General features: G+C 22.3%; 1 riboswitch.

The features are described 5' to 3' along the window. Positions 1-157 precede the first annotated feature (157 nt). Positions 158-257, bottom strand: a riboswitch (purine riboswitch). Between the last annotated feature and the right edge of the window lie 271 nt (positions 258-528).

The raw sequence follows: 528 nt of genomic DNA, 5'->3' as shown, positions 1-528 counted from the left end.
TATCATATCCAGGTTCCGTCGCAAGCTCCAAGTCACCTTGCTATGATACTTTAACACTTCCAAACTGAAGGAAGGAACTTATAAAAATATTATTCACAGGCTAATATTTTAATAAGTTCCTAAAGAATTAAAAAAAAATTCCTGACTACGAAGAAATCACGACAAATGATTTCCTCGTAATCAAGAATTATCGGTTCTTGGTAGAGACCCCTAAACCATATTATTAGGGTTATACGAAGTTATTTAATATACCTGTATTTAAATTAATATTCATTTTAACATAATTTTAAAATTAGTCAATATACTTTTTATTTTATATTTTTTATATAAATCCCTCTTAAAATTAGATATTATAATATTTTAGTATAAAAAACTTTATTTACATTTATATAAATTATTTTAGACTTTTGTAAAATATAGTGTTAAAATATAAATATAATATTGTTTATAAATGGGAGGAATTTAAAAATGGTTGATAATTTTGAATCTAATGGGAATAAATTTTATAATATTCTTAAATATATACAT

This window comes from Clostridium gallinarum, assembly GCF_014836325.1.
Classification (GTDB): domain Bacteria; phylum Bacillota; class Clostridia; order Clostridiales; family Clostridiaceae; genus Clostridium; species Clostridium gallinarum.
The sequence above is the reverse complement of the archived record's forward strand: the minus strand, read 5'-3'. Positions and strand labels throughout refer to the sequence as shown.